Origin of the sequence: Streptomyces eurythermus (genome assembly GCF_014649115.1) — a bacterium.
GTDB classification, from domain to species: domain Bacteria; phylum Actinomycetota; class Actinomycetes; order Streptomycetales; family Streptomycetaceae; genus Streptomyces; species Streptomyces eurythermus.
Genome location: NZ_BMSK01000005.1, coordinates 411,600 through 426,498, shown reverse-complemented (window position 1 = coordinate 426,498; position 14,899 = coordinate 411,600). Strand labels below are relative to the sequence as shown.

The following is a 14,899-nucleotide window of genomic DNA, read 5'->3' as shown; positions in this document are numbered from 1 at the left end:
CGGCCGCTTACGCCAGCAGCGCCGGGATCGTCTCCTCGTGGGCCTTGCGGAGTTCCTCCAGGCTGAGGGAGAACTCGCCCTGGATCTCCACCGTGTCGCCGTCCACCACGCCGATGCGGGTGGCCGGCAGACCGCGGGCACCGCACATGTCGGTGAAGCGGATCTCCTCCGAGCGCGGGACGGCGACGATGGCGCGGCCGGCCGACTCCGAGAGGAGGAAGGTGAAGGCGTCCAGGCCGTCGGGGACGACCAGGCGGGCGCCGATGCCGCCGAGCAGCGCGGACTCCACGACCGCCTGGATCAGACCGCCGTCGGACAGGTCGTGCGCGGAGTCGATCATGCCGTCGCGGGAGGCGGAGATCAGGATCTCGGCCAGCAGCCGCTCCCGCTCCAGGTCCACCGCCGGGGGCAGGCCGCCGAGGTGGTCGTGGACCACCTGGGACCAGGCCGAGCCGCCGAACTCCTCGCGGGTGTCGCCGAGGAGGTAGATCAGCTGGCCCTCCTCCTGGAAGGCGACCGGGGTGCGGCGGGCCACGTCGTCGATCACGCCGAGGACGGCCACGACCGGGGTCGGGTGGATCGCCGCCTCGCCGGTCTGGTTGTACAGCGAGACGTTGCCGCCGGTCACCGGGGTACCCAGTTGCTGACATCCGTCGGCGAGACCGCGTACCGCCTCGGCGAACTGCCACATCACGGCCGGGTCCTCGGGCGAGCCGAAGTTCAGGCAGTCGGAGACGGCCAGCGGCTTGGCGCCCGTGGTGGCCACGTTCCGGTAGGCCTCGGCGAGGGCCAGCTGCGCGCCCGTGTACGGGTCGAGCTTGGCATAGCGGCCGTTGCCGTCCGTCGCGATCGCGACGCCGAGACCGCTCTCCTCGTCGACGCGGATCATGCCGGAGTCCTCCGGCTGCGCCAGCACGGTGTTGCCCTGCACGAAGTGGTCGTACTGCTGCGTGATCCACTTCTTCGACGCCTGGTTCGGCGACGCCACCAGCTTCAGGACCTGGTCCTTCAGCTCCTCGCTCGTCTCCGGGCGGGGCAGCTTGTTCGCGTCGTCGGCCTGGAGGGCGTCCTGCCAGTCGGGGCGGGCGTACGGGCGCTCGTAGACCGGGCCGTCGTGCGCGACCGTGCGCGGGTCGACGTCCACGATCTTCTCGCCGTGCCAGAAGATCTCCAGCCGGTCGCCGTCGGTCACCTCACCGATGACGGTGGCGATGACGTCCCACTTCTCGCAGATCTCCAGGAAGCGGCCGACCTTCTCGGGCTCCACGACCGCGCACATGCGCTCCTGCGACTCGCTCATGAGGATCTCCTCAGGAGACAGGGTCGAGTCGCGCAGCGGCACGTCGTCCAGCGTCACGCGCATGCCGCCGGAGCCGTTGGACGCCAGCTCGCTCGTCGCGCAGGACAGGCCCGCCGCGCCGAGGTCCTGGATGCCGACGACCAGCTTCTCCTTGAACGCCTCCAGGGTGCACTCGATGAGGAGCTTCTCCTGGAAGGGGTCGCCGACCTGGACGGCGGGGCGCTTGGAGGGCTTGGCGTCGTCGAAGGTCTCGGAGGCGAGGATGGACGCGCCGCCGATGCCGTCGCCGCCGGTCCGGGCGCCGTAGAGGATGACCTTGTTGCCCGCGCCGGAGGCCTTGGCGAGGTGGATGTCCTCGTGCCGCATCACACCGATGGCACCGGCGTTGACCAGCGGGTTGCCCTGGTAGCAGGCGTCGAAGACGACCTCGCCGCCGATGTTGGGCAGGCCCAGGCAGTTGCCGTAGCCGCCGATGCCCGCGACCACGCCCGGCAGGACGCGCTTGGTGTCGGGGTGGTCGGCGGCGCCGAAGCGCAGCGGGTCCACGACCGCGACCGGGCGGGCGCCCATCGCGATGATGTCGCGGACGATGCCGCCGACACCGGTGGCCGCGCCCTGGTAGGGCTCGACGTACGACGGGTGGTTGTGCGACTCGACCTTGAAGGTCACGGCGTAACCCTGGCCGACGTCGACCACGCCCGCGTTCTCGCCGATGCCGACGAGCAGCGCGTCCGACTGGGGCGCCTTCTCGCCGAACTGGCGCAGGTGGACCTTGGAGGACTTGTACGAGCAGTGCTCGGACCACATGACCGAGTACATGGCGAGTTCGGCGCCGGTCGGGCGGCGGCCGAGGATCTCCACCACCCGCTCGTACTCGTCCTTCTTCAGGCCGAGTTCGGCCCAGGGCAGCTCGACGTCGGGGGTCGCGGCCGCGTGCTCGACCGTGTCCAGAGGCGTCCGGCTCATGCGTTGACCAGCTTCTTGAGGATCGAGGTGAAGAACGGGAGCCCGTCGGTACGGCCGGTACCGATCAGCGGCTCGACGGCGTGCTCGGGGTGCGGCATGAGGCCGACGACGTTCCCGGCCTCGTTGGTGATGCCGGCGATGTCCCGCAGCGAGCCGTTCGGATTGAAGTCCAAGTAACGGAAGACGACCCGGCCCTCCGCCTCCAGCTTGTCGAGCGTGTACTCGTCGGCGACGTACCGGCCGTCCATGTTCTTCAGCGGGATGTGGATCTCCTGCCCGGCGCGGTAGTCGCCGGTCCAGGCCGTCTCCGCGTTCTCCACCCGCAGCTTCTGGTCGCGGCAGATGAAGTGGAGGTGGTCGTTGCCGAGCATCGCGCCCGGGAGGAGGTGGGCCTCGGTGAGGACCTGGAAGCCGTTGCAGATGCCGAGGACCGGCAGCCCGGCCTTCGCCTGCTCGATCACGGTGTCCATCACCGGCGAGAACCGGGAGATGGCCCCGGCCCGCAGATAGTCGCCGTAGGAGAAGCCGCCGGGCAGCACCACGGCGTCGACCTGCTTGAGGTCCTTGTCCTTGTGCCACAGGGCGACCGGTTCGGCGCCCGCGAGGCGGATCGCGCGCTGGGTGTCCCGGTCGTCCAGGCTGCCCGGGAAAGTGACGACGCCAATACGAGCGGTCACTTGGCCGCCTCCGCGACTTCGTCGACGCGGACCGTGAAGTCCTCGATCACGGTGTTGGCGAGGAAGGATTCCGCAAGATCGCGGATGCGGGCGAGGGCGGCCTCGTCGACCGGCCCGTCAACTTCCAGTTCGAAACGCTTTCCCTGACGTACGTCCGAGATCCCTTCGAATCCCAGGCGGGGCAGCGCACGCTGGACCGCCTGGCCCTGGGGGTCGAGGATCTCCGGCTTGAGCATGACGTCGACTACGACGCGTGCCACTGGCACTCCCGGTGTGTGGTGCTGAGCAGGTTCCTTCAGACTACCCGCACAAAATTTCTACGCGGGTAGAGTTGGAGGAAAGTACGTGAGGCGCATCACGATCGGGTGTCGAAGCCACGTACCCGCGAAAAGTTCTGGGAAAGTTCCACAGTCGCCCGCCCGCCCCCTATTGCGCCCGGACACGCGGACGGATTTAGTCGGGCTTCACATTTCATTGCCGGGCACTGTACAAATGAATTGGCAATAGCCGATACTCGGCACGTCATCGGCGTTGAGCTGTAACGACGTGCCGCACGAAGGGACCGATATTCGTGGCGCAAAAGGTCGTGGTCACTCTCTTTGACGACATCGACGGCTCGGAAGCGGCGGAAACGATCGCCTTCGGACTCGACGGCAAGTCGTACGAGATCGACCTGAACGAAACCAACGCCAAGAAACTGCGCAAGGCGCTCGCGCCGTACGTCGAGGCCGGCCGCAAGCGGTCGCGGTCCGGCAAGGCGTACAAGCAGACGGAGGTCGCCCCCGACCCGGCGGCCGTCCGCGCCTGGGCCCAGGCCAACAAGATGGACGTCCCGGCCCGGGGACGCATCCCGAAGAAGGTCTACGAGGCGTTCACCGCCGCGCAGTGAGCCCGCGAAGGGGCGGCTCCCAGGGTCCGTCAGCGGGCCCTGGAAGCCGTACACTTGGGACAAACGGGACCGGGAGGGAGCCGACTTGCGCTACCCCCCCGATGATCGGCTAATGTCTGGGTCACGCCGAGGGGCGAGGCCGACAGGCCGGATCCCGAGGACACGCGGGTGTAGTTCAGTAGCAGAACATCCCCCTTCCAGGGGGAAGGCGCAGTGTGCGATTCCTGTCACCCGCTCCGCACCGCCGACACGACCACTGTGGTGGATCAGGTAGGCTGGTGCTCGCACCGGTCGGTGAGAGCCGATCGGGAGCAGTGCGGACGTAGCTCAGTTGGTAGAGCGCAACCTTGCCAAGGTTGAGGTCGCGAGTTCGAGCCTCGTCGTCCGCTCGGGAATGAGACCCCGGTCCACTGGACCGGGGTCTTTTCGTGCTCCGGCCCGGTGCTGACATTTGTCATGCGCGGCGATGACATCGCGCACTGCCGACGCGGGTGCGGCCCGCGGACGCTGGTGTCATGAACATCGACGGACACGAGCACGTGATCGAGGTCACCGACCTCAGGCGTGTCTACGGGGGCGGGTTCGAAGCCGTACGCGGAATCGGGTTCTCCGTGGCGCGCGGGGAGATCTTCGCCCTGCTCGGCACCAACGGCGCCGGGAAGACCTCGACGGTCGAACTGCTGGAGGGGCTGGCCGAACCGGCGGGCGGCCGGATCCGGGTGCTCGGCCACGACCCCTACCGCGAGCGGGCCGCCGTACGGCCCCGCACCGGCGTGATGCTCCAGGAAGGCGGCTTCCCCGCCGAACTGACCGTCGCGGAGACCGCCCGGATGTGGGCCGGCTGCACCACCGGGGCCCGGCCGGAGGCCGAGGTGCTGGAACGGGTGGGGCTCGCGGACAAGCACGGCGTACGGGTCAAGCAGCTCTCCGGCGGGGAGCGCCGCCGCCTCGACCTGGCCCTGGCGCTGCTCGGCGACCCGGAGGTGCTCTTCCTCGACGAGCCGACCACCGGACTCGACGCCGAGGGCCGCCGGGACACCTGGGCGCTGGTGCGCGAACTGCGCGACCAGGGCACCACCGTGCTGCTCACCACGCACTACCTGGAGGAGGCCGAGGACCTGGCCGACCGGCTCGCCATCCTGCACGAGGGCCGGATCGCCGCCTCCGGCACACCGGCCGAGGTCACCGCCGGCCGCCCCTCCCGGATGTCCTTCGAACTTCCCCCCGGCTACTTCCCCGGCGATCTGCCGCCGCTCGCCGCCCTCGGCGTCCTGGACCACGAGTACGACGGCCGGACCGTCCGGCTGCGCACCCGCGAACTCCAGCGGACCGCCACCGCCGTCCTCACCTGGGCCGAGCGGGCCGGGGTCGAACTGGGCGCGCTGGACGTGCGCTCGGCCTCCCTGGAGGAGGCGTTCCTCGGGATCGCCGGTAAGCGGGAGGAGGTGGCGGCGGCATGAGCACGCCCCTCACCGCGCCCACCGTGCGCCGGCTGCGGGCGCTGGCCCGGGCCGAACTGACCCTGCTCGGCCGCAACCGCGGGGTCGTCGTCACCGCGCTCCTGGTGCCGCTCCTGCTGCCGTTCAGCATGCGGCCGGCCCTGGACCACGTGGACCTGGAGAAGCAGGGCATCAGCATCGGCTCCGCCATGCTCACCGCCGGGATCGGCTTCTCGTTCCTCTTCGCCGTCTACAGCGCGCTCGTCAACGCCTACGTGGCCCGCCGCGAGGAACTCGTCCTGAAGCGGCTGCGCACCGGCGAACCGACCGACACCGAGATCCTCGTCGGCACCGCCCTGCCCACCCTGACCGTGGGCCTCGCGCAGTCCCTGGTGCTGTGCGCCGGATGCGCGGCGCTGCTGGACGCCGGGGCCCCCGAGGCGCCGTACCTGACCCTGCTGGGGCTGGTGGCCGGGCTGGTGCTGAGCGCCGCGCTGGCCGCCCTCACCGCCACCGTCACCCGGACCGTGGAGAGCGGTCAGGTCACCGCGCTGCCCTTGGTGTTCGGTTCGATGCTCGGCTCGGGGATCATGGTGCCCACCGAGGTCATGCCGGAACCGCTCGCCTCCGTCTGCGAGCTGCTCCCGCTGTCCCCCGCCATCCGGCTCGTCCGGGGCGGCTGGACCGGCCAGTTGAGCGCCTACGAGGCACTGGGCGCGCTCGCGACCGCGCTGGCCTGGACCGTGGTGGCGGTGGTCGCTGTCCGGCGGTGGTTCCGGTGGGAGCCCCGGCGCTGAGGAACGGGGGCGTGTGGTGGGGCCGATACGGCGGTGGCAGCAACGGCACTGGCGGGAGCGCGGCAAGGCGGACCGGGTGGAGCTGTACACGGTGGTCACCTGGTACGTCACCACCTGGTTCTTCATCCTGAGCTGGCTGATGCTGCCGCTGACCCCCTCACTCGTCCACGGCCGGCCCGCGACCCTCCTCCTCGGCGTCCCGCTGATGCTGGTGGCCGCCGCGCAGTGCGCCGCCGCGAACCGGCTCACCCGGCCCGCCCTCGACCACTATCTGGGGCGTTCCCGGCTGCCGGCCGGCGCCCACCGCGTCCCGGCCGTCCTGCTGGGCCTCGCCGTGGCGCTGATCGTGGCCCTCGCCGCCGTACGCGGAGCCGACCGGCCGACGCTCCGGCTGGCACTCGGCGCCACCCTGCTGCCGTACGGGATGCTCTACGGCCTCACCGTCCCGGTGCGGGTGTACCTGCGGCACGCGGCGGTGCTCACGGCACTGCTCATGGCCGTCGTGGGGGTCGCCGACCGGTCCGTCGCCGGGCTGGTGGGAACCGCCGCGGTCACCGCCTTCATGGCGGTGTTCGCGCTGCTCGCCTACCGGTGCGGCTCCTGGACCCTGTCCGTGCTGTGGGAGGCGGAGCGCGCCCGCGAGACGGAGGCCCGGCTCGCGGTCGCCGAGGAGCGGCTGCGGTTCGGCCGGGACCTGCACGACGTCGTGGGCCGGAACCTGTCGGTGATCTCCCTCAAGAGCGAGCTGGCCGTGCAACTGGCCCGGCGCGGGCGGCCGGAGGCGGTGGAGCAGATGATCGAGGTGCAGCGGATCGCGCAGGAGACCCAGCGGGAGGTGCGGGCCGTCGTGCGCGGCTACCGGGAGGCCGACCTCGCCGCCGAACTCGCCGGGGCCCAGGGCGTGCTGGCGGCGGCCGGGATCGACTGCCAGGTCCGCGCGGAGACCGGCGGACTGCCCGCCGAGGTGCGGTCCGCGCTCGGCTGGGTGGTGCGCGAGGCGGCCACCAACGTGCTGCGGCACGGGGACGCGAGCCGGTGTCAGGTGGGGCTGACGGTGCGTGAGGGGCGGGCGGTGCTGACGGTGGAGAACGACGGAGCCGTGTCGGCCGACGGCAGCGGCAGTGGCTCGGGACTGGCCGGACTGCGGGAACGGCTGGCCGCCGTGGGCGGGACCTTGGAGGCGGGCCACGCCGGCCCGGACCGGGACCGGTTCCGGCTGGTCGCGGACATACCCCTGACCACTGTGAGAGGAGTCACCTCGTGAGCGCACCGGTACGGCTGTTGCTGGCCGACGACGAGCATCTGATCCGGGGCGCCCTGGCCGCGCTGCTGTCCCTGGAGGTCGACCTGATGGTCGTCGCGGAGGCGGCGAGCGGGCCCGAGGCGCTGGCCATGGCACGGGCGCACGCCCCCGACGTGGCCGTCCTGGATCTGCAGATGCCGGGCGCCGACGGTGTGAAGGTCGCCACATCCCTGCGCACCGAACTGCCCGGCTGCCGGGTGCTGATCGTCACCGGGCACGGCCGCCCCGGACATCTGAAACGGGCCCTCGCGGCCGGTGTGCGCGGGTTCGTCCCGAAGACCGTCAGCGCCCAGCGGCTCGCCGAGATCATCCGGACCGTGCACGCGGGAAACCGTTACGTCGACCCCGAGTTGGCCGCCGACGCGATCTCCGCCGGAGACTCCCCGCTGACCGCGCGGGAGGCCGAGGTGCTGGAGCTGGCCGCCGACGGGGCGCCGGTCGCGGAGATCGCCGAGCGGGCCGCGCTGTCGCCGGGGACCGTGCGGAACTACCTCTCCTCGGCCGTCACCAAACTCGGCGCCGAGAACCGGCATGCGGCGGTGCGTCTCGCACGGGAGCGAGGTTGGGTATAGTTGCTCTCGCGCCACGGCGCAACGCGGACGTAGCTCAGTTGGTAGAGCGCAACCTTGCCAAGGTTGAGGTCGCGAGTTCGAGCCTCGTCGTCCGCTCCATGCAGAAGCCCCCGGTTCCCACCGGGGGCTTCTTCCGTACCCCCGGCTTCCGCCGGGGGTATCCGGGCTACGACCAGGGGGTGCCGGTCAGCCGCTCGTACGCCTCCACGTACTTCTGCCGGGTCGCGGCCACGACCTCCTCGGGCAGCGGCGGCGGGGGCTGCTCGCTCCGGCGGTCCCAGCCGGACGCCGGCGAGGTCAGCCAGTCGCGCACGAACTGCTTGTCGTACGACGGCTGGGCGCGGCCCGGCTGCCAGGTGTCGGCCGGCCAGAAGCGGGAGCTGTCCGGGGTGAGGACCTCGTCGGCGAGGACGAGCGTGTCGCCGTCGAAGCCGAACTCGAACTTGGTGTCGGCCAGGATGATCCCCCGGTCCTTCGCGATGTCCCGGGCCCGGGAGTACACGGCGAGCGTGGCCTGGCGCAGCTGGGCGGCGGTCTCCGCGCCGACCTGGCGGGCCACCTCCTCGTAGGAGACGTTCTCGTCGTGCTCGCCGACCTCGGCCTTGGTGGCCGGGGTGAAGATCGGGGCGGGCAGCTCGGAGCCGTCGACGAGGCCCTCGGGGAGGGCGAGCCCGCAGACCGTACGGGACTGCTGGTACTCGGCGAGGCCGGAGCCGGTGAGGTAGCCGCGGGCCACGCACTCCACCGGGACCATCCTCAGGGACTTGCACACCAGCGTCCGGCCCGCCCAGTCGGCCGGGGCGCCCTCGGGCAGCTCGGTGCCGATGACGTGGTTCTCGGCGAGGTCGCGGAGCTGGTCGAACCACCACAGGGAGAGCTGGGTGAGGACCCGGCCCTTGTCGGGGATCTCGGTGGGCAGCACCCAGTCGTAGGCGGACATGCGGTCGCTGGCGACCATCACGAGGTCGCCCGCCTCGTTCTGGTACAGGTCGCGCACCTTTCCGGTGTGCAGGTGCACCAGGCCCGGAACCTGGATCGGCTCGGGCTTTTCTACGAATCCGGACACGGTTCCTCCCCGTGGCTCTGTCCAATGCCCCGATTCTCCCGTACGGGGCCGGACGGGCGCGCCCGGGGGTCAGTCGCGTTTGCAGATGCGGTCCAGCAGGTTCGCCGTGGCCCGCTGGATCCGGGCGTCCACGTGGCCGGGGCGGTCCAGGGCCGGGGACCAGGCGAAGGTCCCGGAGGCGAACACCCAGGCGCCGGAGGGGGCGCGGTAGAGGGATGTCTCCTGGTGCCGGCGGACGCCGTCGGCGTCGGTGTAGGGGGAGTGGGCGAGCAGGATCCGCTCGTCGTGCTCGGGCAGCGCGGTGCGCGGGAAGTAGCGGTCCGCCTCGCCGGCGACCAGGCCCTTGATCTCGTCGCCCTCGTGCGCGCCGGTCGCCTCCCACAGCCAGTGGCCGCCGTTGCGGACGATCAGCGGGTGCGGCTCGGGCACCTGGCCCGCGTACTGGATGCCGATCAGTTCCTGTTCCGGCCGGTCGATCTCGCGCCAGAGCACCGGCCGCCCCGGGCCCTTGCGCTTGCGGCAGGTCAGCAGCCGGTCCGGGACACCGGACGGGGACGGCGCCAGCTCCACCTGCCAGTACATGGTGTTGGCGGAGAGGAAGACCAGCGAGGTGCCCCGGTCCCGGGCATCCTCGACGGCCCGGCGCATCGGCGCCGACCAGTACTCGTCGTGGCCCGGGAAGACCAGGCCCCGGTAGCGGGTGGGGTCGATCCGGCCGGCGTGCAGGTCGCGGGCGTCGGCGTAGGCGAGGTCGTAGCCGTAGCGCTCGGCCCAGCGGATGAAGTCGTAGGCGTGGCCGACGTGCAGGGGCAGGCCCGCGCCCGCGTACGGCCGGTCGAAGGAGATGGTGGTGGCGGCGTCGGCCTCGCCGAGGAGGCGGCCGTCCTCGTCCCAGGCGTGGTAGAGGCTGGCGCCGGTGTGGCCGTCCTCCGGGTAGAGGTTGTACGCCTGCCAGGTCACGTCGGGCAGCAGCAGGAGCAGATCGGCGGGGTGGCTGTCGCGGACCGTGAAGGGCACGTGGGAGCGGTAGCCGTCGTGCGTGGTCAGGACGGCCACATAGGCGCCGATGCTCCAGTAGGAGGGCACCTGGAGGCGCCAGGACAGCCACCAGTGGTGGCAGGAGACCGTGCGGTCGGCGGTCAGCGGCGGGGGCTGGACGATGCCGGAGAGCCGGGGGCTGGTGGTGATCTTCGCCGCGCCGTCGCCGCCGTAGTGGCCGATGCGGTAGATGTCCACGACGAACTCCTGCGGCGGGTCGACCGTGATGTGGAAGTCGATCGCCTCGCCGGGCGCGACCGCGCCGGTGGAGGTGAAGCCCTTGATCTGGAGGCGCACGTCGTCGGCGGAGCGGGGCCCGGGGGAGGAGGCGCGTGCGGCCGTGGCACGGCGGCCGGTCCCCCCGGACACCTGCGGGCAGGCGTCGACGTACCAGGGCATCACCTTGCCGAAGTCGTCGATGTACGGCTCACTGCCACGCAGCCAGGGCACCGGGCCCTGGCCGAAGGGGTCAGTGACGCCATGCGCGAGCGCTCCGGACTCCCAGCGGCGAATGCGGTCCGAGGCCATGGACGCTCCCCTCCCTCATCCCCCCGTGTCTGGGCTCGCTGTGCGGTGGCTCCGCCGTGTTCGGCCGCGCTGTCGTATGTCGCGCGCCCTTGCCAAAGGCGTGGTCGGTCCCAGCACATCACATTACGCACGGGGCCGGTCACTACTCGTTGCGAATTGACCTGAAGTGGAAGTCGCCTTTCCGTTACGGGAGCGGCCTGCGGGGGTACGGCGCCGACGCCCCTGAGCTGGGCGCCGACGGCCGCGCGGTGACGCCTTGGCTTACGGCCTTCGCCGCGGCGTCACACCAGTCGTACGGGCTTCTCGGGGCGTATGCCGAAGGCGGTCAGCCAGTCGCGCAGCGGGCCCGGGTCCCCGTCCTCGATCAGGGTGAGCACCTTGGGCGCGAGATCGGCGGCCCGTTCGCCGCCCAGCAGCAGGGAGGGGCCGTCCAGCCAGTCCAGGGCGGGGACCGCGCCCGCGGTGTCGACGGCCGCGCAGCACACCATCGCCGTGACGTGGTCGGCGAGCAGCTCACGGGCCGTGCGGTGGGGCTGGAGCGGGAAGGGCGGCAGGCCGTAGTCACCGGGGGCCCAGGCCACGCTGTCGGGGCTCTGGTGGGCGGTGGCGGCGCCTGTACGGGCCCGTTGGGTGCGGGCCTCCTCGCGGGCCAGCTCGGCGGTGAGACGGGCGGCCAGGGCGACGCTGCGGTCGGTGCCGGGCTCCGCCTCGGCCTCGCCGTCGGCGTCCATGTCACGCCCACCCACACCACCCGCGCGAGTGACGTCGTCGGACGGTGGTGGCCCCTGCGGGGAGTACCCGCCGTCGTCGGAGGCTCGGGGGGCGGGGGCCTGCCGGAGGGGCTCGTGCGGGTGGGCGGGCCCGGCCGGGGCCGGGCCGGCGGTGGTGAGGTGGTCCAGGACCCGGGCCAGGGTGGGGCCGCCCGGATCGGGGGTGCCGGAGTGGCGGGAGGGGCGGACGCCCAGCGCGTCGAGGGCGCGGTGCAGGCGGGCCGCGTCGACGCGCCAGGTGCGGTCCACGACCTCCTCCGGATACGCCTGCCAGTCCACCGGCGCCCAGTCGGAGCACGGCGTCGCGGGGCCGCCGTGGAAGAGGCGGGCGGCGAGCAGGGACGCGGCCTCGTCCACCGCGCCGGGCTCCTCCAGCAGATCGCAGGCCGGGCGCTCGCCGAGCCGGGAGGTGAAGCCCTCGGCCAGCCGGTCGCGGCGGGACAGCTCGGTGAGCGCCGCCACCACGCCCGCGTCCAGCCGGGACGGCCACCGGCCCATGCGCCAGGCGGGCAGCGCGACCCTGGTCAGCAGCCGGTCCCAGCCGGCGTAGGCGAGTCCGACCTGTTCCTGGGCGACGATCCGCAGGCCGTAGTCGACCGCCTGCGCGCGCTCGGCCGCCGCCGCCGCGACCCCGCGCTCCATCTGCGTCGCGTGCTCCCGGCAGCCGCGCAGCAGCAGCCGGGCCACCCAGCCGACGGCCGCGCACAGCCCGCGGACCGGCGGCCGGCGGCCCGGTGCGGAGGCGACGGCCACGGCCGCGTCCAGCCCGCGCACGAAGCGGCGGGCGGCCGCTATGTCCGGGTGCGCCGAGGGCCCCGTACCCGCGACGACCGGGGCGAGGACCGCGCGCAGCTCGCCCACGCGCATCCACCACAGGAAGGGCGAGCCGATGACGAGGACCGGCGGGGTCGGGGTCCGGGGGCGGGCCGGGCGCGCCGACCCGCCGGATGCCGGGCGTGGCGGCGGGCCGTGCGCCGAGTGCGCCCGGTCCTCCAGCCAGCTGTCGCAGTCCGGGGTGAGCGCTATGGCCGACGGGGCCGGAACCTCCAGGCGGTCGGCCAGGTCGCGCACCATCCGGTACAGATCGGGGGCGGACTCCTCCGGGACCGGCACCGTGGGGCTGGTGGCGGGGCGGGCCCGGGCCACGACCAGGCCGACCCCGGCCGCGGCCAGCAGCACCAGCACCGCCGGCACGCCCACGGCCCAGCGGGCGGCGTCCCAGCCCCGGCCGACGAGATGGCCGGTGGAGGCGCCGGTCAGCAGGATCACCGCGGCGCCCGCGGGCAGCACCGCCACGGCCAGCGCCCGGCTCCGGACCCGCAGCACGGCGAGGGCCCGGGAGCGCGCGGCCTGCGCGCCCGCCTCCACACCGATTCCGGTCACGTGCCGATCTCGCCCCCTCCCTGCCGCTCGCGTGCTGTCCTGGTGTTGCCCACTCCCCCACTGTGGCACCCGCCACTGACATCGCAATGCCGGTGGGCCAAGTGCCGGAACGCTTGCGCGGCACCCTAGTTGGGGCCTGGTCCCCCGTCAGCCGGATAGCCGATTGCTCACTCGATGGAATGGCTTTGGTCAGAGCTGGGTGACAGACAGCAAAGATCAGGCCCCGGATTATGGATCCGGGGCCTGGGTGGCATACGTGCAGGTCAGAAGGTTACGGGCTCAGTCGCCCGGGGACTGCGCCGCCTTCGCCGCGATGTCGGTACGGTGCTGCGAGCCGTCAAGGCCGATCCGGCCCACCGCCCGGTAGGCCCGCTCGCGCGCCTCGGCCAGGTCCTTGCCGGTGGCCGTGACGGACAGCACGCGTCCGCCGGCGCTGACGACCGCGTCGCCCTGCCGGGTCGTACCGGCGTGCAGCACGTACGCGTGCGGGGCGTCCTCGGCGGCCACCGCGTCCAGCCCGGTGATCGGGTCGCCGGTGCGGGGGGTGCCGGGGTAGTTGTGCGAGGCGACGACGACGGTGACGGCCGCGTCCTCGCTCCAGCGCAGCGGCGCCAGATCGGCCAGGTGCCCGGTGGCGGCGGCCATCAGCACGCCGGCCAGCGGCGTCTTCAGGCGGGCCAGCACGACCTGGGTCTCGGGGTCGCCGAAGCGGGCGTTGAACTCGATGACCCGGACCCCGCGCGAGGTGATCGCGAGGCCGGCGTAGAGCAGCCCGGAGAAGGGCGTGCCGCGGCGGTGCATCTCGTCCACCGTCGGCTGGAGCACGGTCTGCAGCACCTCGTCGACCAGCTTCGGGTCGGCCCACGGCAGCGGCGAGTACGCGCCCATGCCGCCGGTGTTGGGGCCCTCGTCGCCGTCCAGGGCGCGCTTGAAGTCCTGGGCGGGCTGGAGCGGTACGACCGTCTCGCCGTCGGTGATGGCGAAGAGGGACACCTCGGGGCCGTCCAGGAACTCCTCGATCACCACCCGGTCGCATCCGGCGGCGTGCGCCTTGGCGGCCTCGATGTCGGAGGTGACGACCACGCCCTTGCCGGCGGCGAGACCGTCGTCCTTGACGACGTAGGGGGCACCGAAGGCGTCCAGGGCCTCGGCGACCTCCTCGGCGCTGGTGCAGACGTAGGAGCGGGCGGTCGGCACCCCGGCCGCCGCCATGACGTCCTTGGCGAAGGCCTTGGACCCCTCGATCCGGGCGGCCTCCCCGGAGGGGCCGAACACCGGGATGCCGGCCGCGCGGACGGCGTCGGCCACACCGGCGACCAGCGGGGCCTCCGGGCCGACGACGACCAGCTCGGCACCGAGGCGGGTGGCCAGTCCGGCCACGGCGGCACCGTCGAGCGCGTCGACCTGGTGCAGCTCGGCCACCTCGGCGATGCCGGCGTTGCCGGGGGCGCAGTACAGCGCGGTGACGTCGGGGTCGAGGGACAGGGAGCGGCACAGGGCGTGTTCGCGGGCGCCGCCGCCGATGACGAGGACCTTCACGGGGGTCAGCCTAATGGCAAGGTCACCGAAGCCCGGGTCCCGGGTTTGTCGGAGCTTTCTCCAAAGGGGGTGGGGAGGGGGTTGGGGGTGGGGTCTGGGAGAGCGGCGACCGGGGGCTCGGGGGGGGCTGGGGGCCGGGTGGGTCCCTGGGGCCAAGTGGGCTTGGTGGACCGGGGGCCGGGTGGGCTCGGCGGGCCGGGGCCGGGTGGAACCGGTCAGCCGGGGACTGGGTGAGCCTGGTGGACCGGGGGCCGGGTGGGCTCGGCAGGCCGGGAACCCGGGAACCGGGTGGCTCAGTGGTCCGGAGCCGGGAGCCGGCGCGGCCGGGGCCCGCTGGAGTGGTGGGCGCCGTGAGGGCGGACCGGGCGGAGGCGGTGAGCCGGAGACCGGCCGGCCAGCGGCCCGGGACCAGGTGGACTCGGTGGCCCCGGGGCCGGATCGACTCGGCGGGCCGGGGCCGGGTGGAACCGGTCAGCCGGGGACTGGGTGAGCCTGGTGGACCGGGGGCCGGGTGGGCTCGGCAGGCCGGGAACCCGGGAACCGGGTGGCTCAGTGGTCCGGAGCCGGGAGCCAGCGCGGCCGGGGCCCGCTGGAGTGGTGGGCGCCGTGAGGGCGGACCGGGCGGAGGTGGC

General features: G+C 72.9%; 12 protein-coding genes and 3 tRNA genes. 8 read left to right on the top strand and 7 right to left on the bottom strand.

Annotation, left to right across the window (positions count from 1 at the left end; genetic code table 11):
* Positions 1–7: 7 nt before the first annotated feature.
* From purL to purS, 3 genes are read right to left on the bottom strand one after another with little or no spacing between them, the layout of a single operon-like run.
* Entirely contained in the window at positions 8–2,266 is a 2,259-nt protein-coding gene (gene purL, locus IE251_RS12185) for a phosphoribosylformylglycinamidine synthase subunit PurL (RefSeq protein WP_189752875.1), read from the bottom strand.
* On the bottom strand, positions 2,263–2,943 hold the full coding sequence (purQ, locus tag IE251_RS12180; RefSeq protein WP_181793572.1) for a phosphoribosylformylglycinamidine synthase subunit PurQ: 681 nt from the start codon (positions 2,941–2,943) through the stop codon (positions 2,263–2,265). Before purQ ends, purL begins: the two co-directional genes overlap by 4 nt.
* A complete protein-coding gene (gene purS, locus IE251_RS12175; RefSeq protein WP_014673609.1) occupies positions 2,940–3,203 on the bottom strand; it encodes a phosphoribosylformylglycinamidine synthase subunit PurS in 264 nt (87 codons plus the stop codon). The genes purQ and purS overlap by 4 nt, the downstream gene beginning before the upstream one ends.
* 311 nt (positions 3,204–3,514) lie before the next feature.
* On the opposite strand from purS, the gene IE251_RS12170 reads away from it, so the two are divergent.
* The 8 genes from IE251_RS12170 to IE251_RS12135 all read left to right on the top strand — a co-directional run bounded on the left by IE251_RS12170 (position 3,515) and on the right by IE251_RS12135 (position 8,042).
* Positions 3,515–3,832, top strand: a complete 318-nt coding sequence (locus IE251_RS12170) for a histone-like nucleoid-structuring protein Lsr2 (protein WP_030619653.1) — start codon at positions 3,515–3,517, stop codon at positions 3,830–3,832.
* Between the two features lie 164 nt (positions 3,833–3,996).
* Positions 3,997–4,068, top strand: a tRNA-Gly gene (locus IE251_RS12165).
* 80 nt (positions 4,069–4,148) lie between these two features.
* Positions 4,149–4,221, top strand: a tRNA-Gly gene (locus IE251_RS12160).
* Between the two features lie 126 nt (positions 4,222–4,347).
* Positions 4,348–5,292, top strand: a complete 945-nt coding sequence (locus IE251_RS12155; RefSeq protein ID WP_189752874.1) for an ABC transporter ATP-binding protein — start codon at positions 4,348–4,350, stop codon at positions 5,290–5,292.
* Complete coding sequence (locus tag IE251_RS12150) at positions 5,289–6,068, top strand: ABC transporter permease (protein WP_189752873.1); 780 nt, start codon at positions 5,289–5,291, stop codon at positions 6,066–6,068. The genes IE251_RS12155 and IE251_RS12150 overlap by 4 nt, the downstream gene beginning before the upstream one ends.
* Before the next feature lie 13 nt (positions 6,069–6,081).
* Entirely contained in the window at positions 6,082–7,332 is a 1,251-nt protein-coding gene (locus IE251_RS12145) for a sensor histidine kinase (protein ID WP_189752872.1), read from the top strand.
* On the top strand, positions 7,329–7,943 hold the full coding sequence (locus tag IE251_RS12140; protein ID WP_189752871.1) for a response regulator transcription factor: 615 nt from the start codon (positions 7,329–7,331) through the stop codon (positions 7,941–7,943). Before IE251_RS12145 ends, IE251_RS12140 begins: the two co-directional genes overlap by 4 nt.
* 23 nt (positions 7,944–7,966) lie before the next feature.
* A tRNA-Gly gene (locus tag IE251_RS12135) sits at positions 7,967–8,042 on the top strand.
* A 67-nt stretch (positions 8,043–8,109) separates the two neighbouring features.
* Here the strand turns inward: IE251_RS12135 and IE251_RS12130 are convergent.
* From IE251_RS12130 to purD, 4 genes are all read right to left on the bottom strand, one after another.
* Positions 8,110–9,009, bottom strand: a complete 900-nt coding sequence (locus IE251_RS12130; protein ID WP_189752870.1) for a phosphoribosylaminoimidazolesuccinocarboxamide synthase — start codon at positions 9,007–9,009, stop codon at positions 8,110–8,112.
* A gap of 69 nt (positions 9,010–9,078) precedes the next feature.
* Positions 9,079–10,575, bottom strand: coding sequence for a N,N-dimethylformamidase beta subunit family domain-containing protein (locus IE251_RS12125; protein ID WP_189752869.1), 1,497 nt, complete (start codon positions 10,573–10,575; stop codon positions 9,079–9,081).
* Positions 10,576–10,856: 281 nt separating this feature from the next.
* Entirely contained in the window at positions 10,857–12,728 is a 1,872-nt protein-coding gene (locus tag IE251_RS12120) for a M48 family metalloprotease (protein ID WP_189752868.1), read from the bottom strand.
* Positions 12,729–13,007: 279 nt separating this feature from the next.
* On the bottom strand, positions 13,008–14,267 hold the full coding sequence (purD, locus tag IE251_RS12115) for a phosphoribosylamine--glycine ligase (protein ID WP_189752867.1): 1,260 nt from the start codon (positions 14,265–14,267) through the stop codon (positions 13,008–13,010).
* Positions 14,268–14,899: the final 632 nt, after the last annotated feature.